Origin of the sequence: Pseudomonas sp. WS 5410, assembly GCF_012985645.1 — a bacterium.
Classification (GTDB): domain Bacteria; phylum Pseudomonadota; class Gammaproteobacteria; order Pseudomonadales; family Pseudomonadaceae; genus Aquipseudomonas; species Aquipseudomonas shahriarae.
Genome location: NZ_JAAQWS010000008.1, coordinates 153349 through 169129, shown reverse-complemented (window position 1 = coordinate 169129; position 15781 = coordinate 153349). Strand labels below are relative to the sequence as shown.

Annotated in this window: 17 protein-coding genes and 1 pseudogene; 4 read left to right on the top strand and 14 right to left on the bottom strand. The window is 61.3% G+C overall.

The features are described from left to right. Window positions 1-4 precede the first annotated feature (4 nt). The 4 genes from HBO24_RS14305 to exbB form a co-directional block, all read right to left on the bottom strand. Window positions 5-925 carry a hydrogen peroxide-inducible genes activator gene (locus tag HBO24_RS14305; protein WP_057444217.1) on the bottom strand — a complete coding sequence of 307 codons (921 nt, stop codon included), beginning with the start codon at window positions 923-925 and terminating at the stop codon, window positions 5-7. A gap of 236 nt (window positions 926-1161) precedes the next feature. Next, entirely contained in the window at window positions 1162-1908 is a 747-nt protein-coding gene (locus tag HBO24_RS14300; RefSeq protein ID WP_057440517.1) for an energy transducer TonB, read from the bottom strand. Then, the gene (gene exbD / locus HBO24_RS14295; protein ID WP_057961008.1) at window positions 1905-2330 is read right to left on the bottom strand and encodes a TonB system transport protein ExbD; all 426 of its coding nucleotides are present in this window, start codon (window positions 2328-2330) and stop codon (window positions 1905-1907) included. The genes HBO24_RS14300 and exbD overlap by 4 nt, the downstream gene beginning before the upstream one ends. 6 nt (window positions 2331-2336) lie before the next feature. Continuing rightward, window positions 2337-3350 (bottom strand): tonB-system energizer ExbB, encoded by a 1014-nt coding sequence (exbB, locus tag HBO24_RS14290; RefSeq protein WP_057440516.1) that lies wholly within the window; start codon window positions 3348-3350, stop codon window positions 2337-2339. Window positions 3351-3540: 190 nt separating this feature from the next. Here exbB and HBO24_RS14285 point away from each other — a divergent pair, with 190 nt between their 5' ends. Beyond that, window positions 3541-4392 carry an SDR family oxidoreductase gene (locus HBO24_RS14285; protein ID WP_057440515.1) on the top strand — a complete coding sequence of 284 codons (852 nt, stop codon included), beginning with the start codon at window positions 3541-3543 and terminating at the stop codon, window positions 4390-4392. A 141-nt stretch (window positions 4393-4533) separates the two neighbouring features. On the opposite strand, the gene HBO24_RS14280 is transcribed toward HBO24_RS14285, so the two are convergent. From HBO24_RS14280 to HBO24_RS14255, 6 genes are all read right to left on the bottom strand, one after another. Beyond that, a complete protein-coding gene (locus tag HBO24_RS14280) occupies window positions 4534-5277 on the bottom strand; it encodes a hypothetical protein (RefSeq protein ID WP_057961005.1) in 744 nt (247 codons plus the stop codon). 55 nt (window positions 5278-5332) lie between these two features. Continuing rightward, window positions 5333-5713: a RidA family protein gene (locus HBO24_RS14275; RefSeq protein WP_025130815.1), complete on the bottom strand. Its 381-nt coding sequence runs from the start codon at window positions 5711-5713 to the stop codon at window positions 5333-5335. A gap of 40 nt (window positions 5714-5753) precedes the next feature. Then, window positions 5754-7859: a bifunctional GTP diphosphokinase/guanosine-3',5'-bis pyrophosphate 3'-pyrophosphohydrolase gene (gene spoT / locus HBO24_RS14270; protein ID WP_032856810.1), complete on the bottom strand. Its 2106-nt coding sequence runs from the start codon at window positions 7857-7859 to the stop codon at window positions 5754-5756. A 60-nt stretch (window positions 7860-7919) separates the two neighbouring features. Continuing rightward, a complete protein-coding gene (gene rpoZ / locus HBO24_RS14265; protein WP_057440512.1) occupies window positions 7920-8183 on the bottom strand; it encodes a DNA-directed RNA polymerase subunit omega in 264 nt (87 codons plus the stop codon). A 167-nt stretch (window positions 8184-8350) separates the two neighbouring features. Continuing rightward, complete coding sequence (gene gmk, locus HBO24_RS14260) at window positions 8351-8971, bottom strand: guanylate kinase (RefSeq protein ID WP_057440511.1); 621 nt, start codon at window positions 8969-8971, stop codon at window positions 8351-8353. Between the two features lie 10 nt (window positions 8972-8981). After that, entirely contained in the window at window positions 8982-9845 is an 864-nt protein-coding gene (locus HBO24_RS14255; protein ID WP_057440510.1) for a YicC/YloC family endoribonuclease, read from the bottom strand. Between the two features lie 233 nt (window positions 9846-10078). On the opposite strand from HBO24_RS14255, the gene rph reads away from it, so the two are divergent. Together rph and HBO24_RS14245 are read left to right on the top strand one after the other, a co-directional pair. Next, the gene (rph, locus tag HBO24_RS14250) at window positions 10079-10801 is read left to right on the top strand and encodes a ribonuclease PH (RefSeq protein ID WP_057440509.1); all 723 of its coding nucleotides are present in this window, start codon (window positions 10079-10081) and stop codon (window positions 10799-10801) included. Between the two features lie 23 nt (window positions 10802-10824). Further along, window positions 10825-11193: a DUF4870 domain-containing protein gene (locus HBO24_RS14245; RefSeq protein WP_057440508.1), complete on the top strand. Its 369-nt coding sequence runs from the start codon at window positions 10825-10827 to the stop codon at window positions 11191-11193. 58 nt (window positions 11194-11251) lie between these two features. Here HBO24_RS14245 and HBO24_RS14240 read toward each other — a convergent pair whose 3' ends face one another. Then, window positions 11252-12031: an exodeoxyribonuclease III gene (locus tag HBO24_RS14240; protein ID WP_029289816.1), complete on the bottom strand. Its 780-nt coding sequence runs from the start codon at window positions 12029-12031 to the stop codon at window positions 11252-11254. Window positions 12032-12113: 82 nt separating this feature from the next. Between HBO24_RS14240 and pyrE the strand changes: the two genes are divergently transcribed. After that, window positions 12114-12758, top strand: coding sequence for an orotate phosphoribosyltransferase (gene pyrE / locus HBO24_RS14235; protein ID WP_057444213.1), 645 nt, complete (start codon window positions 12114-12116; stop codon window positions 12756-12758). Window positions 12759-12843: 85 nt separating this feature from the next. Here the strand turns inward: pyrE and argB are convergent, their stop codons facing one another. The 3 genes and pseudogenes from argB to dut all read right to left on the bottom strand — a co-directional run bounded on the left by argB (window position 12844) and on the right by dut (window position 15781). Then, on the bottom strand, window positions 12844-13749 hold the full coding sequence (gene argB / locus HBO24_RS14230) for an acetylglutamate kinase (protein WP_029289812.1): 906 nt from the start codon (window positions 13747-13749) through the stop codon (window positions 12844-12846). Window positions 13750-13770: 21 nt separating this feature from the next. After that, window positions 13771-15183, bottom strand: a pseudogene (locus HBO24_RS14225) (phosphomannomutase/phosphoglucomutase); the annotation flags it as partial. 142 nt (window positions 15184-15325) lie between these two features. Further along, window positions 15326-15781 (bottom strand): dUTP diphosphatase, encoded by a 456-nt coding sequence (gene dut / locus HBO24_RS14220; RefSeq protein WP_057440620.1) that lies wholly within the window; start codon window positions 15779-15781, stop codon window positions 15326-15328.

The following is a 15781-nucleotide window of genomic DNA, read 5'->3' as shown; positions in this document are numbered from 1 at the left end:
GTACTTAGCTCGCGGCAGGCGGCTTGGCCACCGAGCACAGGCGGATCGAGTCGGCGAGGATATCAATCGCTTTCGGGCGCGGGAAACTGGCGCGCCAGGCAATCGCCACGGTACGGAACGGCACGGGCGGGGTGAGCGGACGCACTTCGATCACGCCGGCCGCGTAGTGGTGGCTGTCGACGGCCGACAGCGGCAGGATCGAGATGCCCAGGCCGGACGCCACCATATGGCGAATGGTCTCCAGGGAGCTGGACTCCACGGTGGTGTGCTTGGCGCCGTCGTTGCCCTTGGTCAGGGTCGGGCAGGCTTCCAGCACCTGGTCGCGGAAGCAATGGCCTTCACCGAGCAGCAGCAGGCTCTTGTCGTTGAGCAGGCTGGCGTCAATCGTGTCTTTTTGCGTCCACGGGTGCGAGGCCGGCATCAATACATAGAACGGCTCGTCGTAGAGCGGCAATGTCAGCACGTCGGCTTCGTTGAAGGGCAGGGCGATGATGATCGCGTCCAACTCACCGTTGCGCAGTTTGTCGCGCAGTACGTGGGTGAAGTTTTCTTCGATATACAGCGGCATCTGCGGCGCGACGCGGTGCAGTTGCGGGATCAGGTGCGGGAACAGGTACGGGCCGACGGTATAGATCGCGCCGACTTTCAGCGGGGCAGTCAGCTGGTTCTTACCGGCCTGGGCCAGCTCACGAATGCTCTGGGCCTGCTCCAGCACCTTCTGCGCCTGGGCAACAATGCCTTCGCCTACCGGGGTGAGGCGCACGGCGCTTTTGCTGCGCTCGAAAATCAGCACACCGAGTTCGTCTTCAAGCTTTTTCACGCCCACCGACAGCGTCGGTTGGCTGACATGGCAACGTTCGGCTGCATGGCCGAAGTGTTGCTCTTGGGCGAGGGTCACGATGTAGCGTAATTCTGTAAGAGTCATAGCGGGCGTCCATGAGGTTGCGGGCCAAGCATACCGGCTGCAAACGATAGACGCACGTTATCAGAGCTTGATTGGGGATTGAGCGGTTTGTGCGGGGGATTTTGCTTAATGGCGTTGGCCGTTTTGTGTGGGGGTGGGCTTGTTCGCGATGGCGGTGTGTCAGTCACTGTGGATGTTGACTGTTACACCGTCATCGCGGGCAAGCCCGCTCCCACACAAACCCGCTCCCCCAGGGGTTAGCGGCGGCGCTTCTCGATGTTGTAGACAAACGGCGCAACGATTTCGATGCTGCCATTGGTCAACATCTCGGCCGGAGGCTTGGGCAGCGGTTGGGCGCGACGGATCATCTCCAGGGTAGCGCGGTCCAGGTCGGCGTTGCCGGAGCGGCCCACCAGCTCATAGGACAGCACCTTGCCTTCGGCATCCACCACGAACCGCAAGCGGTTCAAGCCTTCCTTGCCACGGGCCTGGGCGCCTGGCGGGTACTTCTTGTACTTCGCCAGGTGACCGAGCAGCGTGCTTTGCCAGGTGGCCTTGGCCGCGATCTGTGCCGGCGAAGGGCCGGGTTGCGGCTGCGCGGATTTCTCCGAAGGCGCGTTGTTCTGAGGGGTTTCGCTCGGCGGATCCTCGGAGGGTTTCTCCTTGGGCTGCTCGACCTTTTTCTCAGGCTTGGGCGGCTGCGGCTTAGGCTTTGGCTTGACCGGCTTGGGCACGGAAATCGTGGGCTTGGGTGCCTCGGCCAGTTTCGGCAAGGGCAACTCTTCCACCGGTGCCGGCGGTTGCGGTGGCGTCACCACCTTCGGCGGGGCCGGAGGGGGTGGGGCTGGCATCGGCGCCAGGTCGATGACCATGGCCGCCGGTGGCAACTGCACCATCTGTGGCGCCGACCACTGGAGCGCGAGGATGATCGCGACGGCGTGGACGCCCAGCACGACGGCGAGGCTGGTGCCATAACGCGTCAGTTTGTGGCGCGTCGTGATCATTTCTTGGCTGCCGTCTCAAGTCCGACCAGACCGACCTTGAGGTAGCCGGCTGCCCGCAGGGCATCCATCACGCTCATCAGGTCGCCGTAGTCCACGCCCTTGTCGGCCTGGAAGAAGATCGTCGTGTCTTTCTTGCCCTGGGTCCGGGCGTCGAGCACCGCACCGAGGGTTTCGGGTTTGACTTCGTCTTCGCCCAGGAACAGACGCTGGTCAGCCTTGACGCTGAGGAACACCGGTTTCTCCGGCCGGGGCGCGGGTTTCGCGCTGGAGGCGGGGAGGTCGACCTTGATATCCACCGTGGCCAAGGGGGCTGCCACCATGAAGATGATCAGCAGCACCAGCATCACGTCGATAAACGGCGTGACGTTGATTTCGTGGTTCTCGACGAGCTCGTCGTCGCCTTGATTCAAATGCAGGCCCATGGCCGATTACCCCACTTTCACCATGTGCGGTTGCGAGCTGCGCTCGGTAGGCAGGTGATCGAGGTCGCGGCTGACCAGCAACAGGACTTCTGCCGAAGCGTCCGACACCTGGGCCTTGTAGCCGGCGATCGAACGGGCGAACACGTTGTAGATCACCACCGCCGGAATTGCGGCGACCAGGCCCAGGGCAGTTGCCAGCAGGGCTTCGGCGATGCCGGGGGCAACGACGGCGAGGTTGGTGGTCTGGGTCTTGGCGATGCCGATGAAGCTGTTCATGATGCCCCACACGGTACCGAACAGACCGACGAACGGCGCGGTGGAACCGATGGTCGCCAGCACGCCGGTGCCGTTGCTCATGTTGCGACCGCAGGCTGCCACCAGGCGCTCCAGGCGGAAGCTCACGCGTTCCTTGATGCCTTCCTTTTCGCGGGTGTTGGCCGACAGACGCATTTCTTCCAGTGCGTCGTGTACCAGCAGGTGCGCCAGGGTGCCCTTGATGGCCGCGCTTTCGCTGGCTTCTTTAAGGGTGGTGGCTTTTTTCAGGTTGGCGATTTCCGTGCGCAGGCGGCGTTTGGCGCCCAGCAGCTCGAAGCCTTTGGCAATCCAGATGGTCCAGGTGATGATCGAGGCGATGGCCAGGCCGATCATCACGATCTTCACGATGATGTCAGCGTTCTGATACATGCCCCAAGGCGACAGGTCGTGAGCCATGCCCAGGGTGTTGTCTTCTTCCAGAACCACGCCGGTTTCATCTTGCGGGGCTACGCCTTCGGCGGCAGCCGGGTCGGTGGCCGCAGGAGCGACAGTTGGAGCACCGGGTGCTGCGGCATTTTGCTCTGGTGCGGGGGCCGCGGCCGGGGCTGGCGCAGTAGCGGCAGGCGGAGTGGCCGGTGCCGTGGCATCGGCGAGCGCGGCGGTCGGTGCCAGCAGGACGCTGAACAGCAACGCAGTTATCGCGCGCCAGACGCGGGACGGGCTGTGAGGCTTGGTTGGCGAAGCGGGGAGGTTATTGCGTGTCATGCTGGCCGGACCTGATAGAAAAAATAAGGGCTTGCCCTGCCAGACCGCATAAAGGGTCGAGGACAAATGGGCGGTTATTATTGCAAGTAATTCTTGTTAACAGAAGTAATACAGTATCTTTATTTGTGCTTTTTCTGGCCGCTGGTCACCTGCGAGGGCTAATCTAGACCTTTGAGAACGGAGTTTTGTGATGTCTGCGCCTTCTGTGGTGATTGCCGGTTGTGGTGATGTAGGTAGTCGGCTGGCTAGTCAATTGCTGGCTGCCGGATGGGAGGTGCATGGCCTGCGGCGTAATGTCTCGCGCCTGCCCGAAGGGGTGATCGGGATTGCCGGCGACCTGTTCAAAAAGGATTGTCCCGACACCTGGCCGATCGGCGGTGTGGACTACCTGGTGTACTGCGCAGCCGCCACCGACCATGACGAAGCGGGCTATCGCAAGGCCTATGTCGAAGGCTTGCAGCATGTGCTGGAATGGCTCGACGACTATGGCCAGCAGCCCAAGCAGCTTGTGTTTGTGTCCAGCAGCAGTGTCTATGGGCAGCAAAATGGCGAATGGGTCGATGAGACGTCGCCTACCCAGGCCCTTGGCTATTCCGGGCAGGTGATGCTGGAAGCCGAGCAAGTGGCATTCGACAGCGGCATCCCGGCCACGACTGTGCGCTTGACCGGTATCTACGGGCCGGGGCGTGAATGGTTGTTGAGCCAGGTGCGCCAGGGCTATCGCGTGGCGGTGGAGCCGCCTTTGTACGGCAACCGGATACATGTTGATGATGCGGCAGGGTTGTTGGCGTTTCTGCTGCAACATGTAGAGCAGGGCGGTTCGTTGGACAAGGTCTATATCGGCGTCGACGACGCGCCGGCGCCGCTGGCTGAGGTTGTGGGCTGGCTGCGTGAGTACCTTGGGGTGACCGAGTGGGCCGAAGACGCCAGCGTGCGGCGCGCGGGCAGCAAGCAGTGCAGCAATGCGCGGGCCAAGGCGCTGGGCTGGACGCCAACCTATCCGAGTTATCGCGAAGGCTACGCCGCTATCCTCAAAGGCTGACCTTTCCTGCTAGGCACCGGCTTGTGTGGGAGCTGGCTTGTCGGATCGCTATGACAGCATCACCTCGGTGTCACTGACACTCCGAGGTGCCTACATCGCGGGCAAGCCCGGCTCCCACGCAAGCCCGCTCCCACATTGAGGTTACTGCTTTTCCAGCAACCACTGGCGTGGCCCGGGGGTAAACGAAGGGACTTCGTCGGCCTGGGAGGTATTGATCGCCTGGAAAATCTCCAACTGCTTGTCATTGCGACTGAAGATCCACGGGTTGCCCTGGCCGCCTTGTTGCAGCCAGATGCTGTCGTAGCCACCGCTCATGGAGGCGCAATCGCCCGCCAGGCACAGTGAGTACTGCTCGGCGCCCGGCAGCCCGCTTACTTGGCCGTTGGCCTGGAACTGCACGGTGGCGCCCAAGCCGCTGCCGCTGGTGATTTTCCAGCTGCCGCCCATATAGGCCGAGTACAGCGCCCGTTCGAAGTTGGCGCCCAGGGGCGCGCCTTCGGGGGCAGGGTCCTTGGGGCGGTCAAACAGCTGTTCGGGCTCGTTGTCGTTGGCCACTTGCAGCAGCTGTTTGCCCTTGCGCTTGAGTTCGGTGGTCGAGCTACCGTAGAAATCAACGTTCCAGGTGCCGGACTTTTCCCCGGCCAGGGTGCCTTCGGGGCGTTCAAAGCCATTGAAGTAGCGTGCCTGGTTGGCCTTGGTGTTGACCTCCCATTCGAGGTTCGGACCGTAGGCTTGCAGGGCTTCGCGCAAAGGGCCGCCCTTGGACGCCGCATCAATGGCGACCTGGTTGATCCAGGTGCCGCTCACATCCCGGGTGGCAGGATTGCTGGCACAGCCGCCAAGGAACAGGGCGAGCAGCGTGGAGGCAACGAGCGCTTTGCGCATTATGAAATCCTTTTAAAACGAAGTCGGCGCAACCCTGTGGGTTGCGCCGAATGTATTACTCGATGACCAGAATCGCGTCCATCTCAACCTGGGAGCCCTTGGGAAGGGCGGCAACGCCAATGGCGGCGCGGGCTGGGTAGGGTTGTTCGAAGTACTTGCCCATGATCTCGTTGACCTTGGCGAAGTGGCTCAGGTCGGTGAGGAAGATGTTCAGCTTGACGATGTCCTTGAACGAACCGCCTGCGGCTTCGGCTACCGACTTGAGGTTTTCGAAGACTTGTACGGTCTGGGCTTCGAAGCCTTCAACCAGCTCCATGGTCTTTGGGTCCAGAGGGATCTGGCCGGACATGTAGACGGTGTTGCCCGCCTTGATCGCCTGGGAATAAGTACCGATGGCAGCAGGTGCCTTGTCGCTGGTGATAACAGTCTTGGTCATAAATGACTCCTTGTAATGTCCGGGCTATAGGGGGGAGGCGTTATGCGCGCATGCGAGTGATGCGGATAACCCCAGTCAGGGCACGCAGTTTCTTGATCACGCGGGCCAGGTGTACACGGTCGTGCACGCTGACCACCAGTTGGACCACGCTGATGCGACCATCACGTTCGTCCATGCTGATTTTTTCGATATTGCCGTCGGCGGCGTTGACGCTGCTGGCCAGCAAGGCGATCAGGCCGCGCTGATGCTCCAGCTCGACCCGCAACTCGACGTTGAATTCGCCGGTCACATCCTTGGCCCAGGACAGCTGGATGCATTTTTCCGGGTTGTGGCGTATTTCGCTGATATTGCGGCAGTTGTCGAGGTGCACGACCATGCCTTTGCCGGCGGACAGGTGGCCGACAATCGGGTCGCCCGGGATCGGTGTGCAGCATTTGGCGTAGCTCAGCACCAGGCCTTCGGTGCCGCGAATGGCCAGCGGGCCTTCGGGGCTCGGCAGTTGCTCGCCCTCGCCGAGCAGGCGGCGGGCGACCACGTAGGCCATGCGATTGCCCAGGCCGATGTCTTCGAGCAAGTCCTCGATGGTTTCCTGGCGGTACTCGTGGAGGATCGCCTGCACGCGCTCGGCGGGGATCTTCTCCAAGGAACTGTCGAAACCGTTGAGCACCTTGTTCAGCAGGCGTTCGCCCAGGCTGATGGACTCGGAGCGGCGTTGCAGCTTCAGGGCGTGGCGGATATGGGTGCGGGCCTTGCCGGTGACTACGAAGTTGAGCCAGGCCGGGTTCGGCCGGGCCCCCGGCGCGCTGACGATCTCCACGGTGGAGCCGCTTTGCAGCGGTTCCGACAGCGGGGCCAGGCGGCGGTTGATCCGGCAGGCGATGCAACTGTTGCCGACGTCGGTGTGCACTGCGTAGGCAAAGTCGACCGCCGTGGAGCCCTTGGGCAGCTCCATGATCCGGCCTTTTGGCGTGAACACGTAGACCTCGTCCGGGAACAGGTCGATCTTCACGCTTTCGATGAATTCCAGGGAGTTGCCAGCACGTTGCTGCATTTCCAGCACGCCCTTGACCCACTGGCGGGCGCGGGCATGGGTGCCTTTGGGCTGCTCGTCGCCGCTGGATTTGTACAGCCAATGGGCGGCGATGCCGTTGTTGGCCATCTCTTCCATTTCCCGGGTGCGGATCTGGATCTCGATCGGCACCCCATGCATACCGAACAGCGTGGTATGCAGCGACTGATAGCCGTTGGCTTTGGGGATGGCGATGTAGTCCTTGAAGCGGCCTGGCAGGGGTTTGTACAAATTATGTACAGCGCCCAGCACGCGGTAGCAGGTATCGACCTTGTCGACGATGATCCGGAACGCATACACGTCCATGATCTCGTTGAAGGCCCGGCGCTTGCCGCGCATCTTCTTGTAGATGCCGTAGATATGCTTCTGCCGCCCGCTGACTTCGCCTTCAATCTCGTCGATTGCCAGGCAATGGCTCAGGGACTCTTCGATCTTGTTGACGATTTCCTTGCGATTGCCCCGGGCGCGCTTGACCGCCTGGTAGATGCGCGCTGAGCGCATCGGGTGCATCGCCTTGAAACCCAGGTCTTCGAATTCGATACGAATGGCATGCATGCCCAGCCGGTTGGCGATGGGCGCGTAGATTTCCAGGGTTTCCTTGGCAATGCGCCGGCGTTTCTCACCGGACAGCACTTCCAGCGTGCGCATGTTGTGCAGCCGGTCGGCCAGCTTGACCAGAATCACCCGGATGTCCCGGGCCATGGCCATGGCCATCTTCTGGAAGTTTTCCGCCTGGGCCTCGGCCTTGGTCTCGAAGTTCATCTGGGTCAGCTTGCTGACTCCGTCGACCAGGTCGGCCACGGTTTCGCCAAATTGCGCACTGAGCGCTTCCTTGGCAATGCCGGTGTCTTCGATCACGTCATGCAGCATCGCGGCCATCAGGCTCTGATGGTCCATGTGCATGTCGGCAAGAATATTGGCCACCGCAAGAGGATGGGTGACATATGCCTCGCCGCTGCGGCGGCGTTGGCCGTCGTGGGCTTGTTCGGCGTAGAAATACGCTCGGCGGACCAGGTTGACCTGGTCGGTGCCGAGGTAGGTCGATAAGCGATCGGCGAGGGCGTCTATGCTCGGCAAAGTGTTAACTCCTGCCGAAGGCTGTGACCCCGCGCCGTGCTACGTCGACCAGGCATAGGCTTAGACGGCCTCGTTGGACTCGTCCTCGAACGCTGCAAACAGCGGTTCGTCTTCAACGATTTCAGCGCTGGCAATGTATTCATAGCTCATCACGCCGGCAGCGATTTCGCGCAGGGCCATCACGGTAGGCTTGTCATTTTCCCAATTGAGTAGTGGCTCTTTGCCGCCAGTGGCCAATTGACGGGCACGCTTGGTAGAGAGCATGACCAGCTCAAAGCGGTTATCCACGTGTTCTAGGCAGTCTTCAACGGTTACGCGGGCCATGGTATTCCTCGGAGCGAATGCAAGATGCGCGCTGCCCGGTTGGGCGAGCGGACTCAACAGTTTAAAAAATCACCAGCGTTTAGGGAAGCGCTGATTTTCTGCAGGCCCCGGCAAACACGCTACAAGTGCCAATGTAAGGCCCTTGCAGCGGTTTTGGGAAGAGCCATTCAACCGAGCAGTTCGGCCAACAATTTGCCAAAACGCTGCTGTTGGCGTTTTTGCTGGAGCTGATTGGCGCGGAAAATCGCCTTCAAGTCGTCCAGGGCGTGGGAAAAATCGTCGTTGATGATCAGGTAGTCGTAGTCCACATAGTGGCTCATTTCACTGACGGCTTCGCGCATGCGGCCGTCGATGACCTGGTCGCTGTCCTGGCCGCGATTGGTCAGGCGCTGGTGCAAGGCCTCCAGGGACGGCGGCAGGATAAAGATCGAGCGCGCCTTGGGCATCAATTGGCGCACCTGTTCGGCGCCCTGCCAGTCGATTTCCAGGATCAGGTCGTGGCCTTCGTCCAGGGTCTGCTGCAAGTGGCTCTGGGACGTGCCGTAGAGGTTGCCGAACACCTCGGCGCGCTCCAGGAAGTCACCGTGTTCGATCATTTTCACGAATTCGCTGCGTTCGACGAAGTGATAGTTCACGCCGTTCACCTCACCCGGGCGCATGGCGCGAGTGGTGTGGGAGACCGATACGCGGATCTCCGGGTTGGTGTCGGTCAGGGCCTTGACCAGGCTGCTTTTGCCCGCGCCCGAGGGGGCGGAAATGATGTACAGGGTGCCGGTGCTGTGGGTCATGGGAGTTGCCTTACTCAATATTCTGTACTTGTTCGCGCATTTGCTCGATCAACACTTTGAGGTTGACCGCAGCCGTGGTGCTGCGCGGATCGAAGGCTTTGGAGCCCAGTGTATTGGCTTCGCGGTTGAGTTCCTGCATCAGGAAGTCCAGGCGCCGACCGGCGGCACCGGCCGACTTGAGCACGCGGCGCACTTCCAGGATATGGGTGCTCAGGCGGTCGAGTTCTTCGGCGACGTCGCTTTTTTGTGCGAGCAGGACCATTTCCTGCTCCAGGCGCACCGGGTCGAGGTCGGCCTTCATGTCGGTGAAGCGGTCGAGGACTTTCTGACGCTGGGTGGCCAGCATCTGCGGCACCAGTTCGCGCAGGGTCACGACGTCGGCCTCGATGGCCGTCAGGCGTTCGTTGATCAGGCGGGCCAGCTCGGCGCCTTCACGCTCGCGGCCGGCTTTAAGCTCCTTGAGGCCCTGGTTGAACAGGGCCAGGGCTTCGGCGTTCAGCGCTTGCGGGTCAGTGGCGTCGGCCACCAGCACCCCAGGCCAGGCCAACACTTCCAGGGGGTTCAGGGCCGCTGGCTGTTTGATCAGGCTGGCGATGGTCTCGGCGGCGGCGACCAGTTGCGCGGCGCGTTCGCGGTCAACCTGCAGCGGCTTGCCGGTGGTTTCCTCGGTAAAGCGCAGGGTGCATTCCAGCTTGCCGCGGGAGATGCCGGCACGCAGGGCCTCGCGCACTGCGCCTTCAAGGTCGCGGAAGGATTCGGGCAGGCGCAGGTGCGGCTCCAGGTAGCGGCTGTTGACCGAGCGCAATTCCCAGCTCAGGGTGCCCTGGACGCCGGCTTTTTCGACGCGGGCAAAGGCAGTCATGCTGTGCACCATGGAGGTACCTCGCGATGCAGTCCCGCAAACGGGCGGGCTGGTGGGTAGATTGAAGCCGACTGGCTGCGAAGGCGCAGGATTGTAGCGCAACGGGGCGGGCGCCCCCAAATGCGGGCTGTGACAAAGGGTGCCAGGGGGTGTCGATTCGTTACCGAATTTATTAGCAGTGCCGAGAAGCGGCCTGCGGCTCTATAATGCTCGGCAGTTTTTCGTCCTCTGTACAGGTATCCCCTATGAAACGTCCAAGTGGTCGCGCTGCCGATCAGCTCCGCTCGATCCGCATCACCCGCAACTACACCAAACACGCCGAGGGATCTGTACTGGTCGAGTTTGGCGATACCAAGGTCATCTGCACCGTCAGCGTCGAGAATGGCGTGCCGCGTTTCCTCAAGGGTCAGGGCCAGGGTTGGTTGACTGCAGAGTACGGCATGTTGCCGCGCGCCACCGGCGAGCGTAACCAGCGTGAAGCCAGCCGTGGCAAGCAGGGCGGTCGTACCCTGGAAATCCAGCGTCTGATCGGCCGTTCCCTGCGCGCTGCGCTGGACATGACTAAACTGGGCGATGTAACCCTGTACGTCGACTGCGACGTGATCCAGGCCGACGGCGGCACCCGCACCGCGTCCATCACTGGCGCCATGGTGGCCCTGGTCGATGCGCTGAAAGTGATCAAGAAGCGCGGCGGCCTGAAAGGCGGCGACCCGCTCAAGCAGATGATTGCCGCCGTATCGGTGGGCATGTACCAGGGCGAGCCGGTGCTGGACCTGGACTACCTGGAAGACTCGGCTGCCGAGACCGACCTGAACGTGGTCATGACCAGCACCGGTGGGTTCATCGAAGTGCAGGGCACCGCCGAAGGCGCGCCATTCCAGCCGGCAGACCTGAACGCCATGCTGGCCCTGGCCCAGAAAGGCATGAGCGAAATCTTCGAACTGCAGAACGCCGCACTGGCTGACTGAAACCGGCCTCAAGGAGCAACGCGATGAGTGACAACCAGCTTCCCGTGTCAGCCCAGAACAAGGAAGTGCGCCAATGGGCGATGCTCTGTCACTTCGCGGCGTTCCTGGGCCTGGTGTTCCCCTTTGGTAGCGTGTTGGGGCCATTGATCCTGTGGCAGGTGAAGAAGGACATGGACCCGCTGATCGACGACCAGGGCAAGGAAGCGCTGAACTTCCAGCTGACCGTGGCCATCGCCTGGCTGGTCTGCTTTGTCCTGGGGTTCGTGGTGATCGGTTTCCTGTTAATGGTGGTGCTGGTAATTGCCGCACTGATCTTGACCATCATTGGCGGGGTCAAGGCCAACAAAGGCATTGCCTACCGTTACCCGCTCACCTGGCGATTGATCAAATAATGATCGCCCACAAAAAAACCGACAGCGATGTCGGTTTTTTTGTACCTGGATATTGACCTCAGATGGTCAAGGTCCAGTCGTAGTCCACGATCAACGGCGCATGTTGCGAGAAGCGCGGTTGACGCGGCAGACGTGCGCTGCGGACAAACCGGCGCAGGCCGGGGGTCAGCAACTGGTAGTCAAAACGCCAGCCCAGATTAAGCATCTCGGCCTGTTCGTTGTCCGGCCACCAGCTGTACTGGTCGCCTTCGCGGCTGACTTCTCGCAGGGCATCTACATACCCCATGTTGCCGACAATCTCGTCCATCCAGGCCCGTTCCGGCGCCAGGAAGCCCGGGGATTGCTGGCTGTCGCGCCAGTTCTTGATATCCAGCTTCTGTTGCGCCACGTACAGCGAGCCACAATAAATGTACTCGCGGCGTTTGCGTCGCTGTTTATCCAGATAACGGGCGAAATCGTCCATTAGCTTGAACTTCTGGTTCAAGTCTTCATCGCCGTTCATCCCCGAAGGGAGCAGCAAGGTAGCAATACTGACTTTGTCGAAATCGGCTTGCAGGTAGCGCCCGTAGCGATCGGCTGTCTCGAAGCCGAGGCCGCTGATGACCGCCTTGGGTTGCAACCGTGAGTACAGAGCCACGCCACCTTGGGCAGGGACTTCGGCATCACAGGCATAAAGGAAGTAGCCATCCAGTTGGAAGGCTGGGTCGTCCAGTTCAAAGGCGGAGGCGCGGGTGTCCTGCAGGCAGATGACGTCGGCATTCTGGGCTTGCAGCCAACTGAGCAAACCACGCTCGACTGCAGCCTGAATACCATTAACGTTCACACTGATGATCCGCATAAATGGCCCCAAAAATCGCGTGCGTGTATGATACACGGCGTCTACCTATTTAGCTAAATCCGTGGTATCTGAGGCTTTTTTCATGCAGGCGTATCAACGCGATTTCATTCGTTTTGCCATCGATCGCGGGGTTTTGCGCTTCGGTGAGTTCACCCTCAAGTCCGGGCGCACCAGCCCATACTTCTTCAATGCCGGCCTGTTCAACTCGGGTTCTGCCCTGGCGCAACTGGGGCGTTTCTACGCCGCCGCCATCGTTGAAAGCGGTATTGCCTTCGACGTGCTGTTTGGCCCGGCCTACAAAGGCATTCCGTTGGCCGCCGCGACCGCAGTGGCCCTGGCTGAACATCACGACCGCGATCTGCCGTGGTGTTTCAACCGCAAGGAAGCCAAGGCCCACGGTGAGGGCGGCAGCCTGGTCGGCGCGCCGCTGACCGGCGATGTGCTGATCATCGACGACGTGATCACTGCCGGTACCGCGATTCGTGAAGTGATGCAGATCATTGCGTCCCAGGACGGCGCCAAGGCTGCGGGCGTGCTGATCGCGTTGAACCGCCAGGAGCGCGGCAACGGTGAGTTGTCGGCGATCCAGGAAGTGGAACGTGACTTCGGGATTCCCGTGGTGAGCATCGTGTCGCTGAACCAGGTATTGCAGTTCCTGGAAGACGACCCGCAGCTCAAGCAGCATCTGCCGGCAGTGCGTGCGTACCGCGAGCAGTTTGGCGTCTGACACAGGGGATACCCACCCTGTTGCAGATTGGTCACAAAAAAGCCCCCGTTCAATCCAGTTGAACGGGGGCTTTTTGTTTCAGCGCTTACGGACGCTTGCGATTGCTGATCAGCGTACCCATGCCCGTATCAGTGAAGATCTCCAGCAGCACCGCATTGGGCACCCGGCCGTCGATGATCAGCGAGCTGCCTACGCCACCTTGCACCGCTTCCAGTGCGCAGCGGATCTTCGGCAGCATGCCGCCGTAGATAGTGCCGTCGGCGATCAGATCGTCGACTTGCTGGGTAGTCAGGCCGGTCAGAACCTTGCCTTCCTTGTCCATCAGGCCGGCGATATTGGTCAGCAGCATCAGCTTCTCGGCCTTGAGTGCCTCGGCCACCTTGCCCGCCACCAGGTCGGCGTTGATGTTGTAGGACTCGCCATTGGCCCCCACGCCAATCGGCGCGATCACCGGGATGAAGTCGCCCTTGACCAGCAGGTTGAGCAAATCGGTGTTGATGCCGATCACTTCGCCCACCTGGCCGATGTCGATGATTTCCGGCTGGGTCATCTCCGGAGTCTTGCGGGTCACGGTAAGTTTCTTCGCACGGATCAGCTCGGCGTCCTTGCCGGTCAGGCCGATGGCGCTGCCGCCGTGACGGTTGATCAGGTTGACGATGTCTTTGTTCACCTGGCCGCCCAGGACCATCTCCACCACGTCCATGGTCTGCGCATCGGTAACACGCATGCCGTCGATGAAATGACTCTCGATGGACAGGCGCTTGAGCAGGTCACCGATTTGCGGGCCGCCGCCGTGCACCACCACCGGGTTGATCCCGACGGCTTTCATCAGCACGATGTCACGGGCAAAGCCGGTTTTCAGCTCGTCGCTTTCCATGGCATTGCCGCCGTACTTGATCACCAGCGTCTTGCCGACGTAGCGTCGAATGTAAGGCAACGCTTCGGAAAGGACCTTGGCGGTATTGGCGGCGGCTTCGCGTTCGAGGGTCATTCAGGGCTCCGGGGCAAATAATCAGAACGGTAGTTGGAGATCAGGGGCAACACGTTTCAACTGGGCGTGGAACACGTCCTTGATGCGCTGCAACTCGGCCTCGGTATCCGCCTCGAAACGCAGGACCAGCACCGGAGTGGTGTTGGACGCGCGAACCAGGCCCCAGCCTTCGGCATAATCGACTCGCACACCATCAATGGTGGTCAGGTTGGCGCCTGCACCCCATTGCGCATCGTGCAATGCGTCAATGATGCTGAATTTGCTCTCTTCGGTCACATGGATATTGATTTCCGGCGTAGAAATATCGTTCGGGAAGGTCTCGAACAGGTCTTCGGCGCTGGATTTTTCCTTGCTGAGGATCTCCAGCAGGCGGGCGGCGCTGTAGATGCCGTCGTCAAAACCGAACCAGCGCTCCTTGAAGAACACATGGCCGCTCATTTCGCCGGCCAGCAGGGCGCCGGTTTCCTTCATTTTCTTTTTGATCAATGAGTGACCGGTCTTCCACATCAGTGGGCGGCCGCCGTATTCCTTGATCAACGGCGTCAGGCGCCGGGTGCATTTGACGTCGAAGATGATCTCGGCACCGGGGTTGCGCGCCACTACGTCGCGGGCGAACAGCATCAGCAGGCGGTCGGGGAACACGATGCTGCCGGTGTTGGTCACCACGCCTACGCGGTCGCCGTCGCCATCGAAGGCCAGGCCGACATCGGCGCCCACTTCTGCGACCTTGGCGATCAGGTCAACCAGATTTTCAGGCTTGCCCGGGTCCGGGTGATGGTTGGGGAAATTGCCGTCGACTTCGCAGAACAGCGGGATCACTTCGCAGTTCAAGGCTTCGAGCAGTTGCGGGGCGATCACGCCGGCCGCGCCGTTGCCGCAGTCCACCACGACTTTCAGGCGCCGCTCGAGCTTGACGTCACGGGTGATTTCGTCCGAGTAGCGCTGGAGGATATCGACCTTGGTGATGCTGCCCTTACCGCTGGTCAGGTCATTGGTCTTGAGGCGAGTGTGCAGGGCCTGGATCTGTTCGTTGGCCAGGGTATCGCCGGCAATCACGATCTTGAAGCCGTTGTAGTCCGATGGGTTGTGGCTGCCAGTGAGCATCACGCCGGATTTGCCGGCCAGCACGTTGGCGGCGTAGTACAGCGCCGGGGTCGGCACCAGGCCAACGTCGCTGACATGACAGCCGCTGTCGGCCAGGCCCTGGATCAGGCGCTCCACCAGCTCGGGGCCGGACAGGCGACCGTCACGTCCCACAGAGACGTTGGGCTCGCCCTGGGCCAGGCTTTGCGAGCCGATGGCGCGGCCGATCCAGTAGGCGGTTTCGGCGGTCAGGGTTTTCGGGACGACACCACGGATGTCGTAGGCGCGGAAAATGCTGTCGGGAAACGTCGGTGCGACTGGGGCTGCGTTGCTCATCACTGGGGAAACTCCATCGATACGGGGCGGACATGCCGGAATGTGGCGACCGGCAGGCTCAAACTGAAGGGTAAGACGGCGTTTTTGCCCTAGAGTTCGTGGTGCGAAAATGCCACTGGGGCATGTCGGACACAGAGTCCGGCATGCCTGAGCGTAGTCAGTGGCTACCGGAATGCCCGAAGCCACCCGCGCCACGCTGGGTTTCGTCGAACTCGGTGACCAGTTCGAAATGTGCCTGCACCACCGGCACCAGGACCAGTTGAGCAATGCGCTCGCCGACGGCGATGTTGAAGGCGGTCTGGCCACGGTTCCAGCACGAGACCATCAATTCGCCCTGGTAGTCCGAGTCGATCAAGCCCACCAGGTTGCCCAGCACGATCCCGTGTTTGTGACCCAGGCCGGAGCGCGGCAGGATCAAGGCGGCCAGGCCGGGGTCGCCGACGTAGATCGACAGGCCGGAGGGGATCAGCAGGGTCTGGCCCGGCTCAAGGACGGTGTCTTGCTTGAGCATGGCGCGCAGGTCCAGGCCGGCGGAGCCCGGTGTGGCGTAGGCCGGCAGTGGGAAGTCGGTGCCGAGGCGGGGGTCGAGGATCTTGGCTTGCAAAGCGTGCAT